Annotated in this window: 1 protein-coding gene; it reads right to left on the reverse strand. The window is 46.4% G+C overall.

Annotation, left to right across the window (positions count from 1 at the left end; translation table 11 throughout):
- Positions 1 to 151 precede the first annotated feature (151 nt).
- Positions 152 to 655 (reverse strand): VC2046/SO_2500 family protein, encoded by a 504-nt coding sequence (locus tag R7R78_RS26945; protein ID WP_005494471.1) that lies wholly within the window; start codon positions 653 to 655, stop codon positions 152 to 154.
- Between the last annotated feature and the right edge of the window lie 4 nt (positions 656 to 659).

The raw sequence follows: 659 nt of genomic DNA on the forward strand, positions 1-659 counted from the left end.
GTTTGTGCTATCAGCATGGTTGAAAATCGTTGAGCTCAGTGTGAAAGGCCTCAAACTAACGCTTTCGAGTAAGGACTATTGTGCGGTAATTTGTAAGGCGTCACATTTCTGACGTGTTGATACTGCAAGCTGTTGGATGAAAAGCTGATCTCTATGCTTGAGCTTGGATCTGATACTGACGTTGAGCCGTCACTAGCTGATTGTAGAGGCCCGCATCAGGGATAAGGCTCTTGTTGCGCTCACCTAAAGTGCGGCGCTCGTGGCCTGACAAATTATGATAAACGTCTTCAGGAAGATCGAACGTATCTTCTGGCAAGTAGGTTAGGGCGTCTGGTTTTAGGTAGTGGCTTAACTTTGCAGATGGCAGACCCGCATTATGGAATTGTTTCGCTTGTAATGCGGCGAGTTCGTAGCTGCTGCTATCGGAGCGCAAAGCTTGAGGCTGAGAGAGCCCAAACTGTTGACGAAGAATCTCGTCGCTTGTGGCCGTTTCTTTAATTTCTTCAACCGGTACGACATCTCGAACATCGTTTGAGAACATAGACAAAATCAGCGAAAAATCGGCACGACGACCTTCGTGAACAGCATGGTTGATACCGTTGCCGAACTGAATTTCGTTGATAATTGCTGCTTTGTCTAACGTATGAATTTGCATGATG

Source organism: Vibrio sp. 2134-1 (assembly GCF_033339495.1).

Bases quoted from the DNA above. Each gene is read 5' to 3' on its own strand.
- R7R78_RS26945 (WP_005494471.1), bottom strand. From the start codon at position 655: ATGCAAATTCATACGTTAGACAAAGCAGCAATTATCAACGAAATTCAG.